Here is a 16,533-nt window from a genome sequence, read left to right on the forward strand (position 1 = left end):
GTGGTCAGTACCGAAGGGAAGACAAAAATCGGTTCTTTTGTATCCGGTTCTCGCTTCGGTGTAACGCTATTCTACATACGATATTCTATTTAGTAATATCGGCATGAAGAGGGAGTTTCAGAGGATATTGAGACACTCTTTGGATAGGGCAAAGGCGGTACAGATGAAAGGCGTGAACCGATCCGCGGAGATGCTTTCTCTACGCCCTGAACAGGTCTTTCATCATAGACTCACGCTTTTCGGATCGTTTATTCAGAGCAAAAGCCTCGGCGCTCGCGAACCACCGAGCGAATTTCATGAGACGCGCGTTGCTTTCGTTTTCTTTCGCGATAACGATATTGAGATGCCACTCAGGACGATGCCAGCCATCAAGCACGGGGATCAATTTCCCCTCTTTGATCTCCGTGAGGCACCGGGAGAAGGAGAGATCAAGCGCGACTCCTTCCCCATTCAGCACACATTCACGCCCCGAAAGCACATCACCAGAGAAAGCGATTCCCGCGCATCGAAGCGGCCGATTCTCGCTGTTTTTCTCCAGATGATCCGTCACCGGATAGTGGCGGGACTCCCTGAGAATCACCTTGTGATGAATGAGATCCTCAGGCGTGTGAGGAAAGGGATGCGTCTCCAGATACCCGGGAGACACCACTGGGACATTCATCGCCCGCCCAATCGGCAGAATCACAAGACCTGAGGCCGGCGGGTCGTACGGAATGTAGGCAAGATCCGCCCGCCCCTCAAGCACATCCTGATGATCCATATCGGAAATCACCTGAACGGAAAGCGAGGGATCAAATTCCCTATAAGTTCTGATGTGCTCATTCACGCTCTTTCTTGGGTTATTGACCGGAACGCTTAGCCGGATAACGAGCGGCATCCGAGTGAAAGATGCCGCGGCGGACAGAATCCTCGACTGCTCAGCCGCGATTTCCCGCGCGGCGGGAAGCACCGAAAGACCGAAATCGGTGAGCCGCGCCGGCCGCACCTGATGCTCAACCAGCGCGTAGCCAAGCTCTTCCTCAAGCTTCTTAATAAGCCGCGTACAGGCCGGGAGGTCAATCCCAGTGGATTCCGATGCGCCGGTAATCCCGTTTCCCTCCGCGATCGCGGCAAGAACCCGCCAGGCATCGATATTGCTCACCGCTTTCATGGAGGAGTATCTCCCCGTCAATAAACGTTAAATTGTGAATTTCACAAGTTGATTTCAATAGTACTCTTTCTATAACAGAATCTTCAATGTTTAATAGGAATAGATAGTTCTTTGTAATTAGGCTTTCTGACCAGTAAACAGAGGAGAGTGCTATGACTGATCTTAATCGCCGTCATTTCCTTGCCGCGGGTGCCGCGGCGACTGCCGGAGCAATGCTTTCAGGCCCCGCTCAGGCGGCTGCCCCGAAGGATCCGATGCCCGCGAAGTGGGATGAGACGTACGACGTGGTGGTAATCGGCTCCGGGTTCGCCGGGCTTGCCGCCGCAATTGAAGCGAAGGCTGCCGGCTCGACGGTCGCGGTTCTTGAGAAGATGCCGACCTACGGCGGCAACTCGATCATCAATGGCGGCATTCTCTCAGTTCCGGGAAACGCCCCTCAGAAGGCGCTTGGCGTCAAGGATTCACCGCAGCTTCTCGCGGAAGACATCATCCGTGAAGGTCAGGGTCTCAATTACCCCGAAAAAGTGAAGCTCATGGCCCGTGAGGCCTACCCGACCTGGGAGTGGACTGTCAAAACGCTCGGTGTTGAATACATGGATAAAGTCGGGCAGGAAGGCGGTCACTCCGTCCCCCGGTTCCTCTATACAAAGAACGGCTCCGGTTCCGCTGTTGTGCAGAAGGAAGTGGATTACCTAGCGAAACAGGGTGTCAAAGTCCGTACCCGCTGCTACGTGGAGACGATCATCCGCGACGCGGACGGTCGCGTAAAGGGACTCAAGGTGCGGGATGGCTACCGCTTCCCGAAAGCCGATTCCGGAAAGGTGAAATACATCAAGGCGTCGAAGGCTGTGGTGCTTTGCTACGGCGGTTTCGGTGCGGATGTGAAGTTCCGGACAAAGTATGACCCGAAGCTCACGGCGAAATTCGATACGACGAATCAGCCCGGCGCGACAAGCGAACTCTGGCGAGAAACCGCCCGTATCGGCTGCACGCAGATCCAGCAGGACTGGATTCAGTGCGGCCCCTGGAATTCGCCTGAGGAAAAAGGAATGGGCATCGCTCTCTACTTCGCTCAAGGAGCGGCAGCTACCCGAGGACTCTGGGTTGACTGCGCGACCGGCAAACGCTTCGTGAATGAGCTCGCGAATCGCAAGGTCCGTGCCGATGCCGTAATCAACCTGAATAACGAAGGGCACAAGTGCATCGCGCTCGCCGATACCTCAGCGACCGATGCCTGGAAGGTGGCCCGCCCGGGAATGCTTGAAAAAGAACTCACGGCCGGCGTTGTTCATAAGGCTGACACCCTTGAAGACGTGGCGAAAATGAATAACATTCCGCTGGCAGCGCTTAAGAAGTCGGTTGATGACTACAACAAGGCGCTTGCCGCTAAGTCAGGTGACGAAATGGGACGCACTTTCTTCCCGAAAGCGCAACCCATGGCGAAGGGCCCTTGGTACTTCTCATACCTCTCCCCGAAGGTCCATCACTGCATGGGCGGACTGCAGACCGATATCCAGGGGCGCGTGATCGGGATTGTCGATGATCAGCCGATTCCGGGACTTTATGCCGCAGGCGAATCCACAGGCGGCGTGCATGGCGCGGTTCGTCTCGGATCCTGCGCGACGCTTGACTGCCTTGTGAACGGCCGTATTGCCGGTAAGGCTGCCGCGGCTGAAAAAGCCTGGGGCTAAGCGGATCAACACCTGACTCTCAGAGGAGTCAGAGCATGTGTCTCAATGGGCGGGGACTTCGGTTCCCGCCCTTTCTGTCTGGCGCGGGGAATAGCCCCCGCGCAGCTCTCAAAACTGAAGCCACTAAAATTTAATCGGCGCTTTAAGTTTGTTTATTTAATTATTTGTTTTTAAATAGTATTTAATAATAAAAACGACAGACTGAAAACTGAACGACTCATCGGTCCGTTCCAGGTATTTCTGACTCTGCTCCCTCTTCCCTCGTCCTCAGCGGTCTGTCTTTTTTCGCTTCCTGGGGGCAGTTCCCAGTCGCTCTGGTATCGGTTTTCTCCTCCTCCGGCAGACAAACACATAACCGAAAGCGCCGGAATTCCCGTGATCTGATAATCATTCGCAGATCAGATTTAGAGATAAATCAAATGATTACAGATTGATGACAGAATCTGCCGGAAAAAACGGGGTTTCGACTTAAAATAAATCGGTCTAAAAAGCGACTCTTCATTGATTTCCCCATGCATACAAAAACTATAAAAATCGCCGTACTGCTTACGTGCTTCGCGTCGCTTTCTGCCTCAGCCAATCCCATCGGCGATGCCCTTGGGAAGATCATCAACTGGGGTCAGAATACGCTGCACCCCGCGGACCCGGCGTCATCCGCGGTAGCGTCTGCCGCGGCGAACTCGCTCGCCGCGGGCGGCACTCTGAATACCTTCTGGAACCCCTTTACGGCGAAGCCGATCGCGACACCGACGGACGCGAAACTGAAGGCGTTTCACGACAGCGTGATCAGCCTCGCGAAGGCCAACGCGTCGCTCTACGCCGCAAAGAAACCTTTCCCTGAGTTCTACAAGATGTACCTCAATAACCTCGTGGCATTTAATAGCCGTGAGGCGTCGCAGTTTAAGGTATCGGATCTCGTCGGAAAACCGGAATTCGGCGATATCGAGCATGAGCTGCATGAGAATATCCTCGACTGGGGAACGTATTCGATTTCGGGGTCAAAGTTTGAGGTGACACCGCTCTACTCGTTCTTCGCTAAGCTCCCGAATCTCCCGCCGATGTGGAAGCAGTACTTTGACGTGATGGCGCTGGGGAACGGGCGAGTCAGCGCGGATAACAAAAACCGCAATATCCCGTCACCCGCGGAACTCTCGCACGTGATCGCGAACTGCGATTCATTCGTGAAGGCGTACCCGGACTTCCCCTACGCGTTCCAGGTCCAGTCGGTGTATTTCTCGCTCCTCCACTTCTATCTGCATGACCCCCGGATGCAGCAGAATCCGACGCTCCGGAATCAGTACCTCGCGTCCTATCAGTCGTTCATGAGGACCGCGCCGCAGTCAACGGCCGCTTGGTTTGTGCGCCGCGCGGCTGCCCGCGTCAAGGCCTCTAACTTCCAGATGCCGCAGAATGAGGTCGCGATGATGGAAACGGCGCTCGGTCTGAAACCGACCCGTTACGTCCCGGTCTCAAAGAGCGCCCGGGCGTCTATCCGCGCGTCACTCAAAGCCGATACTCCGCAGGTCGCGTCTACCACCCGCACGCAGACCGTTGCGGCTCCGGTGCATCTGAACTCGCACGCGCAGAACTGACGCTTAAAAAAAGGAGGCGGACCGCTGAGTTCCCTCCTTACCGATCAAGCCAATCACAAGGGCCGCCGGAGACATTCCCCCGCGGCCCTTGGTGTTTCCGGAATCTCGTAAAACGCTTTACGCTGGTACCGGAGTTTCCTTCCTGAGGGTCCAGGCGGCGAGCCACCCTACGGCGAGCATCCCAGCGGCGAAATAGAAGCCGCTGTTCCAGGTGTTCGTGCTGTCCCGCAGCCACCCGGTGATATAGGGCGAAAGAATCGCACCCAGCATCTCGATGCAGTTATAGATACCGTAGACCGAAGAGAGTTTGTCCTTCGGGGCCGCGTCGGAAATCAATGTCAGGATAATCGGGTCGCAGGCGAGTTTCCCGAAGAGCCCGTAGGCGACGAGCGCCGCGATCAGGAGATCCCATTCCTGGACGTGAACGAGCGAGACAATCGACGCGATCGCGACCGGGATGAGGATGAGGAGGAAGGGCTTCCGCTTTCCGATTTTGTCTGAGAGCCTGCCGATCAGGAGCGCGGCCGGGACACTCGTCCACGCCACAAGCGACGCGATCATGCCGGTTTCCGAGAGCGGTATGTGCCGCACGTCCGCGAGATACAGCGGGAGCCAGGTCACCATCACAAAGAACCCGTAGACATTGCAGAACGCGATAAAGAAGATCGTCGCGAGCTGCCGGTTCCCGAGGATCTCCCCGATACTCGCGACAGACCCGGCTTTTGTCTTCGCGTGCTCCACCTTCTTCGCGTGCGTCCCGGTCTTCACGAAGAGATAAATCAGAATGCCGACGATGATGGTCGGAATGGCGTAGAAGAGAAACGTCACGCGCCAGCCGAGGTCGAGGCCAAACGAAATGTAGCTTGAGCCGATGAGCCCGAGTGTGATCCCGACCGCCTGGCCGTTATTGATTGATCGCGTAGCCAAGCGCCCGGTATTTCGGAGGCGTGGAGTCGCTTGAAATCGCGTACTGGGGTCCGTAGTAGAAGCCTTCCCCGAACCCCGCAAGAATGCGGATCAGGATCAGCATGAGGAAGGACGACGCGAAGTGCGTGAGCGCGGTCGCGGCTCCGAACACCATGAAGCCAAAAAGAATGATCTTCGTGCGGCCGAAGCGGTCCCCGAGAAGCCCGGACGGGATCTGGACCGCGGTGTACATGATGAAGAAGACGGAGGTGATGAGGCCGACTTCCGCGTTGCTGAGGAGAAATTCTTCCCGGATCACGCCCTGGACCGGACTCAGAATAGTGCGGTCCGCGTACATGAAGACCCAGCCGAGGAAGAAGAGGAGCGAGGTGACTAGCCATCCGGACCCCGATTTACCGTGCGACATAATGATTTCCTCCTAAAAAGATCGGAAGAAAAAGCGGTGTGTTTGGTTTTTTACATTCTTCTTTTCAAAGCCTGTCTGAGACCCGGCGGGAGAAATTCCCGCCAGGCTGAGCAAAGTTATTTGAAATTAAGAGAGCTCGGGCGTCAGATCTGCTTCTTCTCTTTGATGCAGAGCACCGCGACGATACCGAGGATCAGGAGCCCGACCGCGACGTAGAAGCCGCTGTTCCAGGAGCCCGTGATATCGCGGAGCAGCCCCGTCGCGTACGGCGCGATGATGGCGGACGACATCCCGACGAAGTTGAAGATCCCGAACGCGGTGGAAAGCTGGTTCCGCGGCGTGTTATCAGCGACGAGCGCGATGGTGAGCGGGTCGGTGGCGAGTTTGCCGAAGAACCCGTAGCAGACGAGCGCCGTGATCATGAGCGCGTGGCTTTTCGTGAGGAGCATCAGAAGGATGCTGCAGGCCGCGAGCGGGAGGAGGCAAAGCACCACCGGACGGCGTTTTCCGATTTTGTCCGAGATGTAGCCGTAAAGCAGCGCCGCAGGGATCGAGGTCCAGGCAACCAGCGACGAGACGAAGCCCGTGTCAGACCGCGCGATGCCGCGCACTTCCTCGAGATACACCGGGAGCCACGTGCACATCACGAAGAACCCGTAGAGGCTGCAGAAAACGAGGAGGTACGTGAGAAGGAGGTTGCGGTTCTTCAGGAGGTCCGTGAACTTCGCCTTCGGGGCAGTCGCGGACTGGGCTTCGCGCTTCGTTTCCCTCATCTCTCAGTGTTTTAAAACACATCTTTTTGATTATCTCTGGGCCGTTAATGTATTACATAAGTTACTTTGTTTTCAATTTTCTCCGATCAGAAAACATATCGATTGGTCAAAGAAAATTTACAAAAGTTAACTCAGACTCACTTATATTATCTCCTGTTTCTATGGGATTTTCATGCTTTTTTCATTCCATTCCCGCTGAAAACAGGGATTTTCTTATTTTGTGATTTGCTATGAATTATTCCGTGACAAAGTATCGTCTTTTCCACCGGGGTCAAAGACGATGCATAACAGGCAATCACACCGATCCTGGGTAAGATTGCCGCTTCCCTTCCGCCCCGTTAAACCATACCGGTCCGCTCCTTTCATCCGGATATAATCCCGTTGGGATCGCTTAAAACCCCGCGGTTGTAAAAAGTCATCCGAAAACCAATGCTCTCAGCCCCCAGGCCCAGAACGTCTGACGCGGAATCCACGGAATTCACGCCTTGGTCTTCCTTAAACGGCCGCAAACGCTCTTCTCCTGAAACGTGGACTTTTAAATCCCGCCATCCTCCGGAACCTCTCCAGATCCGATCCTGAGGAAACCTTTGGACAATCCAAACTCCCTTCCCTCTTTAGGGACTGATTTCACGCTATTCCTGGGTTTTAAAGCGCGTTATTCGCTCTGCCTTGGTATATATTGGCGGGAAAAAGAGATGAACCCCTGGGACTCCCCTTCGCGATTTCAGAAGAAGAGCCCCCGCGAACCTTAAAGCCAATCAGATAAACCGCCCGGTGACGCTCGCCTTCGTGCGCTTGATGTCGTCCGGCGTCCCTTCCGCCACTATACGTCCGCCCTCTTCTCCGCCGCCCGGACCCATATCGACGATCCAGTCCGCGTTCCGGATGATATCGAGGTCGTGCTCAATGACGATCAGCGTCGCGCCGTGGTCGATGAGAGACGAGAAAACGGAGAGAAGCGTCATGACGTCAAGCGGGTGAAGCCCGATCGTCGGCTCATCAAACACGAAAACCGAGTCTTCCTGCGTGCGCCCCATTTCGCTCGCGAGTTTCAGCCGCTGCGCCTCCCCTCCTGAGAGCCCTGGGGTCTCTTCTCCGAGCGTCAGGTAGCCGAGCCCAAGCTGCGAAAGCACTTCAAGCCTCGGGCGGACGTTCTTCATATCACGGCAGAAGGTGAGCGCCTCTGTCACATCCATCGCCATGAGTTCGGGGAGCGACTTCTCCACTCCCTCTTTATTCGCGACGCGGATCGATTCCGCCGCCTTCGAGTACCGGCTCCCGCGGCAGCCCGGGCAAGGAATGTCAACATCCGGGAGGAACTGCACGTCGAGACTGATTTCCCCCGTGCCGTCACACACCGGGCAGCGGAGCTTACCGGTGTTGTACGAAAAGTCGCCCGCCTTGAATCCCGCGGCTTTCGCCGCTTTCGACCGACCATAGATCTTCCGCAGCTCATCATGGATCCCGGCGTACGTCGCGACGGTCGACCGAACGTTGATCCCGATCGGGGTGGAGTCGATGAGTTTCACGTGCTCAATCCCGGGGGCCGCCACCGCCTTTACGTGCGGCGGGAGTTTGCCACCGGACAGCATCGCCTCAAGCCCTGGAATCAGGGATTCGAGCACCATCGTGGTTTTACCCGACCCCGAGACCCCGGTGACCACTGTCATCCGGCCCTTTGGAATCGAGACATGAAGGGGCTTCACGGTGTGGATCGGGAGGGTATCGAGGGTGATCTCCCCTTCCGAAAAAATCTCGGGCTTCGGGATCACCGGCCGGATGCGGCGCTCATAGGTCCCGGCGAGGAACGGGCCGATTTTGGAATTTTTGTTCCCGGCGATCTCATTCACCGTTCCTTTCGCGATCACGTTGCCGCCTTTCGCCCCGGCGACCGGTCCCATCTCGATCACCCAGTCGGATTCCTTCAGGATCTGCACATCGTGATCAACGAGCACCACGCTGTTCCCATCGTGAATCAGGTCGTGGATGACATCCGTGAGCCCCACGATATTCGAGGGGTGAAGGCCGATCGAAGGTTCGTCCAGCACATAAAGCACGCCGGTTGTCCGGTTCCTGACCGCCCGCGCGATCTGCATCCGCTGCCGCTCGCCGGTGGAAAGCGTGTTTCCGGCTCGATCGAGCGACAGGTACGAGAGCCCGAGGTCGACAAGCCGCGCCGCGACCGCGAGGAACGATCCGCAGATGCTTTCCGCCATGGGGCGCATTTCAGGTGGCAATGACGCCGGCACCCCCCTCACCCAGGGGATGAGTTCCGTGAGTGTCATCCGGCACGCGGCATCCAGCGTAATCCCCCGAAGCTTCGGGGCCCGGGCGGCTTCGGATAGACGGCTCCCTCCGCAGTCCGGGCAGGCGTCGAACTTCAGGAACTTTTCGACGCGCTTCATTCCCTTATCGTCCTTCACCTTGGCGAGCGCGTTTTCCACCGTTTTCACCGCGCTGTAATAGGTGAAGTCGAGTTCCCCGGCGGAATTGGAGCCGTTTTTCGGCCGGTAGAAGATGTGCTTCTTCACCATCGGGCCGTTATAGACGATGTCTTTTTCTTTGTCCGTCAGATCCCGGAACGGGACATCGGTCCGGACCCCCATCGCGCGGCAGACATCTGTCATGAGTGACCACATGAGGCTGTTCCAGGGCGCGACCGCGCCTTCATCAATCGTGAGCGACTCATCAGGCACGAGGGTCGCGAGGTCCACGGTGTGCACGATCCCGGTGCCGCCGCAAGTCGGGCACGCGCCCTGACTGTTAAAGGAGAGCTCTTCCGCGGACGGCGCGTAGAACGACTCACCGCACTCCGGGCAGACGAGGGGCTTCCCCGCCGCCACCGCGAGACTCGGCGGCACATAGTGGCCGTGGGGGCAGCGGTGACTCGCGAGGCGCGAGAACATGAGGCGGAGGCTGTTCAGCAATTCAGTCCCGGTGCCAAAAGTTGACCGGATCCCCGGCACCGCGGGGCGCTGATGGAGCGCGAGCGCGGCGGGAATGTAGAGCACCTGATCCACGTCGGCTTTCGCGGCCTGCGTGAGGCGGCGGCGCGTATAGGTGGAGAGGGCCTCCAGATACCGACGGGAGCCTTCCGCGTACAGCACCCCAAGCGCGAGGGACGATTTTCCGGAGCCCGAGACACCCGCGATCCCGGTGATTTTCCCGAGCGGAATATCGACATCAATATTTTTGAGGTTATGGACGCAGGCTCCGCGCACCTCAATATGATCCGGAGGAGTCTCGGTCTTCGACGTGTTTAAACCCTTTTTCGCTGCTGTCATTTTCTGCCGCTCGCTCCCCTCTGATTCTGTTTCTTCAATGGGAACCGCAGAAAAGAGACTCCGCCTCCTCTCCTCTCTATATAGAGAAGCGCGCCTCGATCCCCTCTCCCGCCGTTCCCACGTTACGAAGACAGGATACCAGCGTGAAAACGAAGTTCAAGAACCGCACGCGGCCGCGGGATCCGGAATGGCCTCTGGCGGGGATGCCTGGTTCCCGGTCTCCTCGATACCGAAAACCTGGTCCGAATCCCCTTTTAAAGACACAGTATTTCATTTTGCTCTCTGCGTTAGGAAAAAACGCTTCAGAGATTTTTCTCACGCGCCGCGGCCCCAAAAATCCCCTCCGATCCCTCACAGATCACGGTTTTTCAGCCTCTTTACATGCAAATTCCGCAAGATGCCAATTAACGCTATGTCCGAAAGATATGAACCGGACTAAAGTAATACATAACGGGTTGCAACTTTTGGAGAGTAACTGAATGGCAGATAAGAAAAACGAATCCAAGGCGATCTCTGACCGCGTGAACAAGGTCGCCGCGAGCCAGGCCGCGAAGGCCGTAAGCTCCGCCCGGGCAGTGAAGGAAGAGCGTAAGAGGCTTCAGAACGAAGCCGCGGAAGAACTCGGTGTCTCTGAGAGCCCGAAGGACGGCGCGGTGAAGAATGAGCTCAGCATGGAGCGTGACGTCCGCTACACGACGCCTGAAGGCGCGATGAAGTTTGAGACCGCGGACCGCTCGAGCTCCGCTGTCGGCCGCACGACGAACTTCATCCGCGAGGTGGTCCTCGAAGACCAGTCCCCCTCGGACCGCGAGAAGATCCTGCAGGGGCTCCTCTCCGCTGAAGTGAAGGACGAGAAGGGCCGCGTGGTGAGCACCCGGGGCCTGAACCCTGATATTGAGCTTTCCGAAGACTGGGAAAAGGGCGGCTACCCCTATAAGAACCACCTTCGCCGCAAGGTCTATGAAACCGAAAAGTTCAAGCTCCAGGTGGAGCTCCTGAAGCTGCAGGCCTGGGTGAAGAAGACCGGAAGCCGGGTCGTGATTCTCTTTGAAGGCCGCGACGCGGCAGGCAAAGGCGGCACGATCACGCGCTTCATGGAACACATGAACCCCCGCGGCGCGCGGCTCGTCGCTCTCGATAAGCCGACCGCCGCCGAATCCGGCCAGTGGTACTTCCAGCGCTACGTGAAGCACCTCCCGACCGCGGGCGAAATCGTGCTCTTCGACCGCTCGTGGTACAACCGCGCGGGTGTTGAGCGCGTAATGAGGTTCTGCACGGACGAGCAGTATCAGGAATTCATGAAGGAAGTGCCTGAGTTTGAGCGTTTCCTCGTTCACTCCGGGATCTACCTCATCAAGTTCTGGTTCTCGGTGTCGCGCGAAGAGCAGCGGAAGCGCTTCAAGGAGCGTCAGGTTCATCCGCTGAAGCGCTGGAAGCTGTCGCCGGTTGATCTCGCGTCGCTTGATAAGTGGGATGACTACACGAAGGCAAAGGAAGCGATGTTTGAGAAGACGGACACCGTGGAGTGCCCGTGGACCGTCGTGAAGAGCGACGATAAGAAGCGCGCCCGGCTTAATGCCATGCGTTATGTCCTGAACACGATTCCCTACGAAGGGCGGGATGACAAGATGGTGGGACCGGTTGATCCGCTGATCGTCGGCCGCGCGACCGCGATGAATGAGGCCGCGGAGTCCCTTAAAGCGCTCCGGTCGCTCCGTGAGCGTCAGCTTCAGGGCATGATGGCGGCGGACAGCCAGAAGCCGAAGTCCCGGAGCCGCAAGGCGAAGGCGAAGACCGCGTCGAAGAAGAAGACCGCGGCCGCTAAATCCCCGGAACCCCGGGAGGCGAGCCTCGAAGCCACGCACGCGTCCGCTGCGTCCAATAAGACCGTCGAAAAGAGCGCTTCGCTCTCCTGACCGTCATCCCTGTCCCCCTAGCACAGTTCTGTGACAGGACCGTGACAGATCGGGCCGGATCACCGGAATTTCCGGCGGTCCGGCTTAATTTTACAGGATCATGGTATCCGCTCTTGCAATCCGGGGCGCTTTAACTAGAATTCGATCGGAATCCATGGGATCCACGCGCGGGAGACGCCCGCCCGGAACTGAAACCGGCTCGACGCCGCGATCTCCCCTTTTTTCCGACCTCTTTTATTAAAAGCTGGCTACCTCAATGGTTGATGAATTCATTCAGTGGCTCTCCGCTCAGAACTGGAAAGTCATTCCTGCCGAAACCGCGACGCCGATTCCGGAGGACGTTCTCAGTCGCTACGGACACGCGATTCCGCAGTCCTGGCTTAACTTCGCCGGGAAACTCGCGAAGTGCGAGGATCAGACCGGGAACAAGTGGTTCCTCGTGGGTCCGGACTTCAAGCCCGCGAAAACGGAGGACGATTGGAGCTGGAATGAGCTCGAGCTGATGGGGCTTGACGCGGCCGGAAAGGATAAGAAGTGGGCGAAGGAAGTGACGGACTTCTGGGACACCCATTTCCCGATCTACCTCTGCACCGATCCCGAGTATTACTACTACGCGATCGATATCGAGGATGGCTCCGTCATCACGAGCACGGAACCCGATTTTGAGGAACGCGCGAAGCATGTCGCGGGGTCCTTCCCCGAGTTCCTCGCGAAGATTGTCTCAGGCGCGATCAAGCTCTGACCGAGAGCCTCTGACACAGGCATAACCGCGGCGTCCGGCGAATCCGGAACCGCGGTTTTTTATTGGCCCCGCACCTCGAAACCAAAATAAAAGCCCCGGCTGTTGAAACCGGGGCCCTGTTTTGCCTTTATTTGGTGACGCTATTCTAGCGCGGTCAGGAGTGGCCGTGGCGGCGGCCCTTCGCGTGGCCTGAAGCCTTCGCGACCACAATCTTTTTCCCGGACGCGGCGCGGGACTTGCCGGCGCGCGAGGCCTTAGCGACCTTGGCAGACTTCGACCCCTTCACACGCTTCTCAGCCTTCGCGGACTTCTTTCCGTGGCGGACGGAGGCGACGACGCGGGCGGGAGCGGCCTTTTCCTGATACTCAATCGCGGGGCCGGGGTTAAACGCGGCGTCTCGGGACTCGGTATCCGCGATCTTTTCTTCGAGATCATCCTGAGCGACTTCGACGTCAGACGGCAGACGATTCTTCGCGAGCTTCAGGCCGCCCACGTGGCGCACTGAATAGAGGTGACGCGCCCAGTAGCCCGTGAGCTCGGACTCGCGCACGCGGTCCCCCGCGCGGGGCGCGTGAATGAAGTGCTCGGAATCCGTCATGATGCCGGTGTGGAAGCCGTTGGGGCCCCGGTTCGTCTTGAAAACGACGATGTCGCCTGCCTTCGCGTCCGCGAGGTCCACCCGCGTCCCGACGTGAGACTGGGAGACAGAGTCGCGGGGGAGCGAGATCCCCTGCTGCTGATAAACCCACCACACAAGCCCCGAACAATCAAAACCGCGCCCGGGCGTTTCAGCGCCGGCGCGGTACGGGGTCCCAAGCTGGGTTTCCGCGGTCTTGATGACTCGGAGACCGAACCCATGCGGGCGGTCAGAGGAGTTGAGGCTCGCCTCGCCATCCTTCTCCGGGGCGGAGCCAAGGGATGCCTTCGGAACCGAGATTTCAGTCGACTCCTGCAGCGTGGTGAGCGTGTCGTAGATCGGATCCTGGACTTCGGGCGCTTTGAGATCAGCGAACGAGGCGGACGACATCATCAGAAGCGCAGCCAGCGCAAAAACGCTTTTCTGCCATCGGCCAGCCTTCGCTCTCTTCTGATTCTCTTCATCCGTCCGCGTCATTCTTATTCACCCAGTCCGCAAGTTAATTTCCAGTACCCGACGAAAAACTGTCATCCAGAATAGCAGGGTATGCACATGTTTGGGGCAGAGGAAAGAAAGCGAATTTTTCTTTTTTGTCGTTTTGTTAAAATTTACGATGTATTTTCAAATAGTTATTCAAAATAGGTAGATCCTTAGGAATAACCCTCTAAAGGGAAATCGGTAACGGGCGGGATCATCCGTCTTCATGAGGCGATCAGCGGAATTCTCTCAAAAGAACAGCCGTTTGCCTTTTGTCATGATTCGTTTCGCCGGTTTCTTTCCATTTTGACGGGTTTGACTCTCATGCCCTTCTCCGGGTTAACACATCCGTTTTGCCTCCGGCTTCTAAGCAGTCTGGCTTAGAATGGCGCGGCGGCCGAGAAAGGCGGAAACCGGGGGCACAAAGTCCCCTTCCCCTCCTCTTTCCCGCCCTACAAAAACAACAACTCAGCAACACACTTCATCTATCTATGAAAGACAGCGTTTCCCAGCGGCTGATCGGAAAGATCCGGTCGGGCGAGTCCTTTACGCGGGCCGAGGAACTCGCCCTCGTGATCCGGCTCTCGATCCCGGCGATCCTCGCGCAGTTCGCGAATGTTTTGATGCAGTACATCGATGCCGCCATGGTGGGTAACCTCGGCGCGGTCGAGGCTGCCGCTGTCGGTATTGTGTCGAGCACGATCTGGCTCTTCTGGGGCCTCGGGTCCGCGGGGATCACGGGGTACTCGGTGCTCGCCTCGCAGGAAATCGGGGCGAAGTCGTACCCCACGGCCCGGAAGCTCCTGAGACAAGGCATCACGGTCGCGGTCGCGACCGGCGCGATTCTCGGCGCTGTGGGGCTCATGATCAGCCCCTGGCTCCCGGGGTTCCTCGGTGCCTCGGCGGATGTCGCGCGGGAAGGCACGAAATACTTCGCGATCTACACCGCCGCGATGCCGCTTCTCTTCCTCAGTTACGAAGCGGGATCGATGCTGCGGGCAAGCGGCAATATCCGCGTTCCCTCGTTCCTCAATATCTTTATGTGCGTGGAGGACGTGGTCTTTAACTACTTCCTCATCTTCCCGACGCGGCTCGTGACGTTCCTCGGGTTCACGTTCACGATGCCGGGGGCCGGAATGGGGGTCGCGGGGGCAGCCTTGGGGACCGTGCTCGCTGAACTCTGCACCGCGGTCCCGATGCTCTGGTACGTCTGCACCCGGAGCCCGGAACTCGCGATCCGGGGCGAAAAGGGACGGTTCCTCCCCGAGTTTCCGCTGCTTAAAAAAGCATTCAAAATCGGGATTCCGGTCGGGCTTCAGCACACCGTGATGTGCTGCGCGCAGGTCGCGTCAACGATGATCGTGGCTCCCTTGGGAACGATCGCAATCGCGGCGAACAGTCTCGCGATCACCGCGGAAAGCCTCTGCTACATGCCGGGCTACGGCGTGAGTGACGCCGCGGCTTCCCTCACCGGCCAATGCATCGGCGCGAGGCGCGAAAACCTCGCGATGCGGTTCGGTAAGATCGCGATCGCGACAGGGCTCGGTGTCATGACCGTGATGGGAGTTCTGATGTTCATCTTCGCCCCGATCATGATCGGCCTCATGTCGAACGTCCCCGAAATCATCGATCTCGGCGCGACGATCCTCCGGATCGAGGCGTTCGCGGAACCGATGTTCGCGGCCTCGATTGTCGCCTACGGTGTCTTTATGGGCGCGGGGGACACGCTGATCCCCTGCCTCATGAACCTTGGATCGATGTGGTTTGTGAGGCTCCCGGCCGCCTGGCTCCTCGCCCGCACCTTTGGCCTCAAGGGCGTCTGGATCGCGATGTGCGGTGAGCTTATTTTCCGCGGCATGATCTTCCTGCTGCGCTTCCGGGGTGGAAAGTGGCTGAAGCACGGGAAGGCATAAGGAAAGGTCTGGCCCCTCCCCGCCTCCGGGAAGCATGAAAAAAGCGGATTCTGAATCATGAAAACAGAATCCGCTTTTTCGTGGGGTAACGCCGGCCGGAATCGAAGACCCGAGCCTTGAATTACGCGATAAAGGACGCGAGCTGCTCCTCTGTCGCCTGAGGGAGAATCTTCCGGAGATGCGCGAGGATCCGGTCGCGGGACTCGTGCGGCGTGCGGTCCACGTGAAGCGTGGACTCACCGAAGTACGATTCCGGCGTCGTGTAGCGAGCCACACCCCAGCCGTAGGTGTTCCCTTTCTTGTCGCGCGAATACTCAAAATCCGAAATGATCACGTACCCCGCCATCTGGAGGTGATTCACCGCGGTTTCAAAGCCTTCGCGTTTCCGCCCATCATCGTCGCCCAGCATCGAGTCGAGATGCGTGAGCCGCTCGCCAAAGGGATCAATCGCTTTCGTTCTCGCCCGGGTGTATCCCGTGAAGGCCTTGAGTTCTTTCGAGAGGAGTGAATCCTCGCCCTTCAGTGTCTCCAGGATGAACTTTTCGTCCGCGGTCAGGTGACGGCGGAACCTCCGGTAATTCAGGAAATCCGGGTACCAGCCGCGCGATATAAAAACCGCTTTCCCGCGGTAAAACTTCCCATACGCGCATTCCGTCCGGGAAATAATCGGCCCCTTCCACTCCCAGACCCCGTCGTTATCGTCGTTGAACCAGAATTCCGCCGGCGTCTTCTCTTCAAGCGACCATCCTTCAATCGGGTTCCGGAAGAATGGCAGGAACCCCAGTTCGTCAATCAGATCGACGATATCCTCCATTCCTTCAATTTTTCCGTATCGGTCCATCGCGCGTGAGTCCTTTTTCCTTGAAACTGAATCCTGCTGCCGCCCTGCCCCCGGGCTTCTCGGCCGCGTTAAGGGCACGGTTCTTTATACCTAGAAGTGTAGCGGGAGCCGGAACGGCGGACGACACCTCAAACGGTTTCGCGCCGGCCGATAGAATAAATGGAACATAGGTCATTTCTTTTGA

At 57.7% G+C, this 16,533-nt stretch carries 12 protein-coding genes; 5 read left to right on the forward strand and 7 right to left on the reverse strand.

Annotation, left to right across the window (positions count from 1 at the left end):
- Positions 1-199: 199 nt before the first annotated feature.
- Complete coding sequence (locus M4NBBH2_RS10400) at positions 200-1,150, reverse strand: LysR family transcriptional regulator (RefSeq protein ID WP_116270903.1); 951 nt, start codon at positions 1,148-1,150, stop codon at positions 200-202.
- A 152-nt stretch (positions 1,151-1,302) separates the two neighbouring features.
- Between M4NBBH2_RS10400 and M4NBBH2_RS10405 the strand changes: the two genes are divergently transcribed.
- Positions 1,303-2,841, forward strand: a complete 1,539-nt coding sequence (locus tag M4NBBH2_RS10405; protein WP_116270904.1) for a flavocytochrome c — start codon at positions 1,303-1,305, stop codon at positions 2,839-2,841.
- A gap of 512 nt (positions 2,842-3,353) precedes the next feature.
- Positions 3,354-4,433, forward strand: a complete 1,080-nt coding sequence (locus M4NBBH2_RS10410) for a hypothetical protein (RefSeq protein WP_116270905.1) — start codon at positions 3,354-3,356, stop codon at positions 4,431-4,433.
- Between the two features lie 117 nt (positions 4,434-4,550).
- Here the strand turns inward: M4NBBH2_RS10410 and M4NBBH2_RS10415 are convergent, their stop codons facing one another.
- From M4NBBH2_RS10415 to M4NBBH2_RS10430, 4 genes are all read right to left on the reverse strand, one after another.
- On the reverse strand, positions 4,551-5,360 hold the full coding sequence (locus tag M4NBBH2_RS10415) for an MFS transporter (protein WP_170135158.1): 810 nt from the start codon (positions 5,358-5,360) through the stop codon (positions 4,551-4,553).
- Positions 5,338-5,766, reverse strand: a complete 429-nt coding sequence (locus tag M4NBBH2_RS12240) for an MFS transporter (RefSeq protein ID WP_116270907.1) — start codon at positions 5,764-5,766, stop codon at positions 5,338-5,340. The genes M4NBBH2_RS10415 and M4NBBH2_RS12240 overlap by 23 nt, the downstream gene beginning before the upstream one ends.
- A 143-nt stretch (positions 5,767-5,909) precedes the next feature.
- Positions 5,910-6,539 (reverse strand): MFS transporter, encoded by a 630-nt coding sequence (locus tag M4NBBH2_RS10425; RefSeq protein WP_116270908.1) that lies wholly within the window; start codon positions 6,537-6,539, stop codon positions 5,910-5,912.
- 758 nt (positions 6,540-7,297) lie between these two features.
- Complete coding sequence (locus tag M4NBBH2_RS10430; protein WP_116270909.1) at positions 7,298-9,823, reverse strand: excinuclease ABC subunit UvrA; 2,526 nt, start codon at positions 9,821-9,823, stop codon at positions 7,298-7,300.
- A gap of 479 nt (positions 9,824-10,302) precedes the next feature.
- Here M4NBBH2_RS10430 and ppk2 point away from each other — a divergent pair, with 479 nt between their 5' ends.
- Both ppk2 and M4NBBH2_RS10440 read left to right on the forward strand, forming a co-directional pair.
- Positions 10,303-11,739: a polyphosphate kinase 2 gene (ppk2, locus tag M4NBBH2_RS10435; protein WP_170135159.1), complete on the forward strand. Its 1,437-nt coding sequence runs from the start codon at positions 10,303-10,305 to the stop codon at positions 11,737-11,739.
- A 256-nt stretch (positions 11,740-11,995) separates the two neighbouring features.
- The gene (locus M4NBBH2_RS10440) at positions 11,996-12,481 is read left to right on the forward strand and encodes a hypothetical protein (protein ID WP_116270910.1); all 486 of its coding nucleotides are present in this window, start codon (positions 11,996-11,998) and stop codon (positions 12,479-12,481) included.
- A gap of 154 nt (positions 12,482-12,635) precedes the next feature.
- Here the strand turns inward: M4NBBH2_RS10440 and M4NBBH2_RS10445 are convergent, their stop codons facing one another.
- Entirely contained in the window at positions 12,636-13,595 is a 960-nt protein-coding gene (locus tag M4NBBH2_RS10445; RefSeq protein WP_116270911.1) for a C40 family peptidase, read from the reverse strand.
- 491 nt (positions 13,596-14,086) lie between these two features.
- Here M4NBBH2_RS10445 and M4NBBH2_RS10450 point away from each other — a divergent pair, with 491 nt between their 5' ends.
- Complete coding sequence (locus tag M4NBBH2_RS10450) at positions 14,087-15,508, forward strand: MATE family efflux transporter (RefSeq protein ID WP_116270912.1); 1,422 nt, start codon at positions 14,087-14,089, stop codon at positions 15,506-15,508.
- 121 nt (positions 15,509-15,629) lie between these two features.
- Here M4NBBH2_RS10450 and M4NBBH2_RS10455 read toward each other — a convergent pair whose 3' ends face one another.
- Positions 15,630-16,349 carry an AlkZ-related protein gene (locus M4NBBH2_RS10455; protein WP_116270913.1) on the reverse strand — a complete coding sequence of 240 codons (720 nt, stop codon included), beginning with the start codon at positions 16,347-16,349 and terminating at the stop codon, positions 15,630-15,632.
- Positions 16,350-16,533: the final 184 nt, after the last annotated feature.

Source organism: Mesosutterella multiformis, from assembly GCF_003402575.1.
GTDB classification, from domain to species: domain Bacteria; phylum Pseudomonadota; class Gammaproteobacteria; order Burkholderiales; family Burkholderiaceae_F; genus Mesosutterella; species Mesosutterella multiformis.